At 67.5% G+C, this 6,329-nt stretch carries 6 protein-coding genes; 5 read left to right on the forward strand and 1 reads right to left on the reverse strand.

What is annotated here, in order from left to right:
- Positions 1 to 67 precede the first annotated feature (67 nt).
- Positions 68 to 1,201: an ABC transporter substrate-binding protein gene (locus CZ375_RS00145; RefSeq protein WP_077597333.1), complete on the forward strand. Its 1,134-nt coding sequence runs from the start codon at positions 68 to 70 to the stop codon at positions 1,199 to 1,201.
- Here the strand turns inward: CZ375_RS00145 and CZ375_RS00150 are convergent.
- Entirely contained in the window at positions 1,198 to 1,776 is a 579-nt protein-coding gene (locus tag CZ375_RS00150; RefSeq protein WP_077597334.1) for a hypothetical protein, read from the reverse strand. The genes CZ375_RS00145 and CZ375_RS00150 overlap by 4 nt on opposite strands.
- Before the next feature lie 181 nt (positions 1,777 to 1,957).
- Between CZ375_RS00150 and glmM the strand changes: the two genes are divergently transcribed.
- The 4 genes from glmM to CZ375_RS00170 form a co-directional block, all read left to right on the forward strand.
- Complete coding sequence (gene glmM, locus CZ375_RS00155; RefSeq protein ID WP_077597335.1) at positions 1,958 to 3,295, forward strand: phosphoglucosamine mutase; 1,338 nt, start codon at positions 1,958 to 1,960, stop codon at positions 3,293 to 3,295.
- 12 nt (positions 3,296 to 3,307) lie between these two features.
- On the forward strand, positions 3,308 to 5,155 hold the full coding sequence (glmS, locus tag CZ375_RS00160) for a glutamine--fructose-6-phosphate transaminase (isomerizing) (RefSeq protein WP_077597336.1): 1,848 nt from the start codon (positions 3,308 to 3,310) through the stop codon (positions 5,153 to 5,155).
- Positions 5,156 to 5,158: 3 nt separating this feature from the next.
- Positions 5,159 to 5,713, forward strand: coding sequence for a holo-ACP synthase (gene acpS, locus CZ375_RS00165; protein WP_077597337.1), 555 nt, complete (start codon positions 5,159 to 5,161; stop codon positions 5,711 to 5,713).
- Positions 5,714 to 5,725: 12 nt separating this feature from the next.
- Positions 5,726 to 6,329, forward strand: a 604-nt coding sequence (locus CZ375_RS00170; RefSeq protein WP_077597338.1) for an NAD(P)H-hydrate epimerase, incomplete at its 3' end; no start/stop codon positions are given.

Raw genomic sequence — 6,329 nt, forward strand, 5'->3', positions numbered from 1 at the left:
AACAACGCATCACGCACCCATTCGCGGGTGGGCCGCGTTGCGCGATGCGAGAGGGGAGTTTGGGTCGATGAGGGCAACGTTGACGAGAAGGGCGTTCTCCGCCCTGTTGGCAGGCGTCCTGGGACTGACGCTGACGTACGGGCTTTCCGCCTGCACGGCCACCCAGCCTGGTGCCGACGCGGGCGACCAGGCCCAGGAGCAGCAGGCAGGCACGAGGACCTTCACGGACTCATGCGGCCGTGAGGTCGAGCTGCCGGCAAAGGTCACCAAGGTCGCGGTGGGCGGGCCCCTGGCGCAGCAGGTCCTCCTGACCATCGCGCCCGACGAGATAGTGGGCCTTGCCACCAAGGTGGGCTCGGGGCAGACTGCCTACCTGGGCGAGGGGGTGTCCGAGCTGCCGGTGTTCGGCCAGATCTACGGAGGCAAGGGGGACTTCAACAAGGAGGCGGTCGCCGCGGCGGCCCCAGACGTCATCATCGACCTGGGGGAGGCCAAGGAAAGCATCAAGGAGGACATGGACCAGCTTCAGGAGCAGCTGGGCATTCCCTGCGTGCACATAGAGACCTCGCTTGCTGGCTATGACCAGGCCTACACCATGCTGGGCAAGCTGCTGGGCAAGCAGGACCGCGCAGCCGAGCTCTCCTCCTATTGCAAGAAGGCATACGAAGAGGTGAATGGTGTCGTCTCGTCCCTCTCCGAGGGAGAGCGCGCGCAGGTCGCCTACCTCATGGGAGACTCCGGCCTCAACGCGATCGCCAAGGGCAGCTTCCAGGGCGCTGTGGTGGACTTCGTTGCCACCAATGTCATAGAGGTGGAGAAGGCCTCTGGCTCGGGCAAGGGCCAGGAGATCGGGCTGGAGCAGATCGCTACCGTTGACCCACAGCTCATCGTCTTTGGGCCGGGCAGCATCTACGACTCCGTGGGGGACGACCCCGCGTGGGCGGATGTCTCCGCCATCAGGAGCGGGAGCTACTATCAGGTTCCCGGCAGCCCCTACAACTGGCTCTCCAGCCCCCCTTCGGTCAACCAGGTGCTGGGCATGCAGTGGCTTGCGCGCGTCTGCTACCCCCAGAAGTTCAAGAGCGGCATCCAGGACGTGGCCAAGAGCTACTACAAGACCTTCTACAACCATGACCTGACCGACGCCGAGATGGGAGAGCTGCTCGCGGGCTCCCTGCCCAAGGACGGCGCAGTCAGCTAGCTCGCGAGGAGGCCAAGGACGCGAAGGCGCGCGCCTTCGCTGGGCTCGAGAGGTTCCGGGTCTCCCCAGGAGGTCCGGAACCTCTCATTCGCCTCTTTGAGAAGGGCGGGGCGCACCACCACGACCGCGTGGGGCCAGCCTGGCCGGGGCCCCGCCTCCAACAGGTCAAGTGCCCGATGGAGCCCTCCGCCGCACCTGAGCTCAAGCGGGCCCAGCTCGTCCACGACCAGCAGCCCCGAGTTCCGTTCGCCATGCTGCTCCGCCAGCCGCGCAAGGTGGGCGTTGACCTCCTCCAGCGCCGCGTCCGAGATGTCCCAGCCAAGCCCTGCGGCGCGGGACTGCGCGCACCTCCCGTCAGCCTGGCCCCTTGCGCCTTCCGCAAAGGGCAGGAGCCTGTGGTCCGGCAGCAGCAGGTTGTCAATGCCGGCCTTCTCGAGTCCCCGGGGGCCTTGGTGCCAGCGCCCGGGGGCAAGCACGCCCAGGCAGGGCACGCCCTCCTCCTCAAGCTCCTCCACCAGCGCCTGAAGCCAGCGGGTCTTTCCGCTTTGCTGCGCGCCGCTCAGCAAAAACAGCATCGGCCCTCCCGTGTGGTCGCGCTCTTCTTGCCCCACATTGTGCCGCTGTGTGGTTTGCTTTGCCCGTGGCGTCTGGGGTCCCAAGGGATGTGCGCAACCCCTATGCTGCTAACATTCGAAAAGTACCTTCCGCAATGGGCGTACCGTGGGTTCGCTCGTCCGAGAGCTGGGGAGAGGGTCTATGAAGTACTTTGGGACCGATGGCTTCCGTGGCCGCGCCAACGAGGGCCTTGACGTTGAGCACGCGTTCAAGATCGGCCGCTTCGTGGGCTGGTACTACGGTGCCCGTCAGGAGCGCAAGGCCCGCATCGTCATTGGCAAGGACACCCGCCGCTCGAGCTACATGTTCGAGTCCGCGCTGGTCTCGGGCCTGGTCGCCTCGGGAGCGGACGCGTACATGCTGCACGTCATCCCCACGCCGGGCGTGAGCTACGAGACCGTGGACGGCTGCTTCGACTGCGGCATCATGATCACCGCCTCCCACAACCCCTACACCGACAACGGCATCAAGCTGGTGAACGGCGAGGGCTTCAAGATGGAGGAGGAGGTCCTCGGGCAGGTGGAGGACTACATTGACGGCAAGGTCGAGCTGCCGCTTGCCACCGGCGAGGCCATCGGCCAGACCGTGGATTACATGCAGGGCCGCAACCGCTACATCGCCCACCTCATCTCGAGCGCGAACTTCTCGCTTCAGGGCGTGAAGGTTGGTCTCGACTGCGCCAACGGCGCCGCCTCCAGCGTTGCCAAGCCTGTGTTCGACGCCCTGGGAGCCGACGTGCGCGTGATCAACAACGCCCCCAACGGCTTCAACATCAACGTCAACTGCGGAAGCACCCACTTGGAGGCCCTGCAGCGCCATGTCGTGGAGCAGGGTCTGGACGTGGGGTTTGCCTATGACGGCGACGCCGACCGCTGCCTGGCGGTGGACGAGCGCGGACGCGTGGTAGACGGGGACCTCATCCTCTATGTCTGCGGCAAGTACCTCTCGAAGCACGGCAGGCTTGCCGGGGGCACCGTGGTGCCCACCGTCATGTCCAACTTTGGCCTGTTCCGCGCCCTGGACGAGGCGAGCCTCTCGTACGAGACCACCGCGGTGGGCGACAAGAACGTATACGCCTGCATGAGGGAGAACGGCTACTCCCTGGGCGGCGAGCAGTCCGGCCACATCATCTTCGGCGACATCGAGCGCACGGGCGACGGCATCATGACCAGCCTGCGCATGATGGAGGTCATCCGCGCGGAGCGAGAGACCCTCTCGCAGCTCACCTGTCCCGTGAGGCTGTACCCGCAGCTCCTCGTGAACGTGCGCGTCAGGGACAAGGAGGAGGCCATGGAGGCCCCCGAGGTCAAGGCCGCCGTCGTCGAGGCGGAGCGCTTCCTGGGAGGCAACGGCCGCGTACTGGTGCGTGCCAGCGGAACCGAGCCCCTGGTGCGTGTGCTGGCCGAGGCGCCGGAAGACGAGCTCTGCCGCAGGGCGGACGGCATGGTCCTGGCCGCGCTCGAACCCTACAAGGCATAGTGGAGGTCGCCTATGTGCGGAATCGTCGGATACACGGGCAGAAGGCAGGCGGCGGAGTTTCTGCTCTCGGGGCTTGCCGCCCTGGAGTACCGCGGCTATGACTCGGCGGGCATCGAGGTGGTCTCCCCCTCGGGCAACCTGCATGGCGTCAAGTGCGCGGGCAGGGTCTCGGTGCTGGCCGAGCGCTGTCGCACCGCCAACCCCGTGGGCACCACGGGCATAGCCCACACGCGCTGGGCCACGCATGGGGCCCCCACGGACCGCAACGCCCACCCGCACCTGGACTGCTCGGGGCGCATCGCGATCGTGCACAACGGAATCATCGAGAACTTCCAGGAGCTGCGCGCCTACCTGTCCCGCGCGGGGCACAAGATCGCATCCGACACGGACTCCGAGGTCATCGCGCACCTGGTGGAGGATGCCTGGGAGGGGCCTGCGCGCGGGAGCCTGGTTGACGCGCTGCGCAATGCCTGCCAGCGCCTGGAGGGCTCCTACGCCATCGCCCTCGAGTGCGCGGACGCCCCTGGGCAGATTGCCGTCGCAAGGAGGGGCTCGCCCCTGGTGCTGGCCTCCACCGAGGACGGCGCCTACGCCGCCTCGGACGTCACGCCCCTTGCCGCCGTCTCGTCTCACGTGATCCAGCTCGAGGACGACCAGTTCGCCCTGCTTCGCGAGGACGGGAGCATCAGCGTCTTTGACTCCGAGGGCCTTCTCGTGGAGAGCCCCACCCGCCTGGACATCGACTGGGACGCCTCCGCGGCCACCCTGGGCGGGTACGCCGACTTCATGGCCAAGGAGATGGCCGAGCAGCCCGAGGCCATAGAGCGGCTGCTCAAGGACCGTCTGGACGAGCATGGCATTCGCCTGGACGAGCTGAGCATGACGGGAGAGGAGCTCGCTGGCATAGACCGCGTGTACCTGGTTGCCTGCGGCACCTCCTACCACGTGGGGCTCATCGCGCGAGAGCTCATAGAGCAGTGGGCGGGGATACCGGTCTTCTGCGAGTACGCCTCGGAGCTCAACTACAAGGAGCCCCTGGTTACCGAGCACACGCTCTGTGTGGTCATCACGCAGTCCGGCGAGACGGCGGACACCCTGACCGCGGCTCGGAGGATGAGGGCCCTGGGATGCAGGGTCTTTGCCGTGACCAACGTGCTGGGGTCAACCGCCGCGCGCGAGAGCGACGGTACCCTCTACGTCCAGGCGGGACCCGAGATCTGCGTGTGCTCCACGAAGGCGTACACGGCGCAGATGGTGGCGTGCGCGCTGCTTGCCCTGCGCCTTGCCTTCAGCGCGGGCAAGATGGGCCACGCCGAGGTGGAGAGGCACTTCCGCAACCTCGAGGCCCTGCCTGACCTCATCCGTGAGGTGCTGAGGCGCTCCTGGCAGGGCAAGCGTGCCGCAGCGCTCTTCCGCAGGGCCTCTTCCGCCCTCTTCCTGGGTCGCGGGGTGAACTCGACGACGGCCTACGAGGGCGCGCTCAAGCTCAAGGAGGTCAGCTACCTTCATGCGGAGGCCTACCCCGCCGGGGAGATGAAGCACGGGCCCATCGCCCTGCTCGAGCCGGGATTTCCCGTGGTGGCGATCGTCCCCGCAGACCACGTGCACGAGAAGACCCTCTCTAACATCCAGGAGGTCATCGCCCGCGGCGCCAGCTGCGTTGCGGTGGCAACGGATGGGGACGAGGCGGTGGCGTCCCTCTGCGAGCACACGCTCTGGATTCCTCCCGTGCCCGAGGAGATGCTGGTGCCCATCGTGGCCATAGTCCACCTCCAGCTTCTGGCCCGCTACGTGGCGAGGGCACGCGGCTGCGACGTGGACAAGCCGCGCAACCTGGCCAAGTCCGTGACCGTGGAGTAGCTCATGGCCCTGGCTGGTGTTGGCGTGGACATGCTCGAGATCTCGCGCATGGCGGCCGCCATGCGCAGGCACCCCAACTTTCTGAGGCGCCTCTTCACGGACGAGGAGCGCGCCTACTGCGAGGCGAGCGTGCGGCCGGCGGAGCACTACGCCGCCCGCTTCGCCGCGCGCGAGGCGGTGCTCAAGGCCCTGGGGACGGGCTTCTCCCAGGGAGTTGGCCTCAAGGACGTCTCGGTGGGGCGCACGGAGGCGGGCCGCCCCGTCTGCTTGCTCTCGGGCCGCGCCAAGGAGATCGCCGACGCCCAGGGTGTGCAGGAGGTGGCCCTCTCGCTCTCTTTCACGCATGAGCTGGCAGTGGCGAATGCCGTTGCCATGACCGAGGCGGTGCGCCCCAAGCTGGATGAGGCCCCCGACCCGGCGGAGGAGCTCAGGGCCTCCTTCAAGAAGGCCCGCTCGCTCATCGACGAGCTGGAGCGACTGCAGGACGGAATTAGGGATACCCTTGAGGGTGGCGCAGCTGTGCGGGATGTGCGGAGCCAGTCCCCCAAAGACGAATAGGAGCGTGACAGCATGCAGCCGGTTCTGAACGTCGAGGACGTCAGGAGGGTGGAGGAGGGCCTCACGGAGGTGGGGGTCAGCATCTCCGAGCTCATGCACCGTGCGGGCACTGCCGCTGCAGACGAGGTTGCCAACCTGGGCGAGGTGGACGACGTTGTGGTCCTGGCCGGCTTGGGCAACAACGGCGGAGACGGCTGGGTTGCCGCCGAGAGCCTCCTCAGGCGCGGCCTGCATGTGACCGTCGTCACGCCCGTTGCCCCCGATGACCTGCGTAGCGACATCGCCCGCGTGGTCGCCAACAGTGCGCAGTCCGTTGGCGTGGACATCGTGGTGGCACCCCCGCGCCCCGACTTGGAGGGCCTGCTCCTCCGGGCGGACGTGGTCTTGGACGCCATGCTGGGCACGGGCTTCCACGGAGAGCCGCGCGCGCCCTTCGACATTTGGATAGAGGCGCTCAACGAGTCGGGTGCGCGCGTGGTGTCCGTGGACGTCCCCAGCGGGCTCTCCGCCCAGACCGGCCTTGAGGCCGGCGCCTGCGTCGCGGCAGACCTCACGGTGACCATGCTGGTGCTGAAGCCCGGCCTGCTTTCGGACCGTGGCCGCGACGCCTGCGGTG

This window comes from Olsenella urininfantis (genome assembly GCF_900155635.1).
In the GTDB taxonomy this organism is placed as follows: Bacteria; Actinomycetota; Coriobacteriia; order Coriobacteriales; family Atopobiaceae; genus Olsenella_G; species Olsenella_G urininfantis.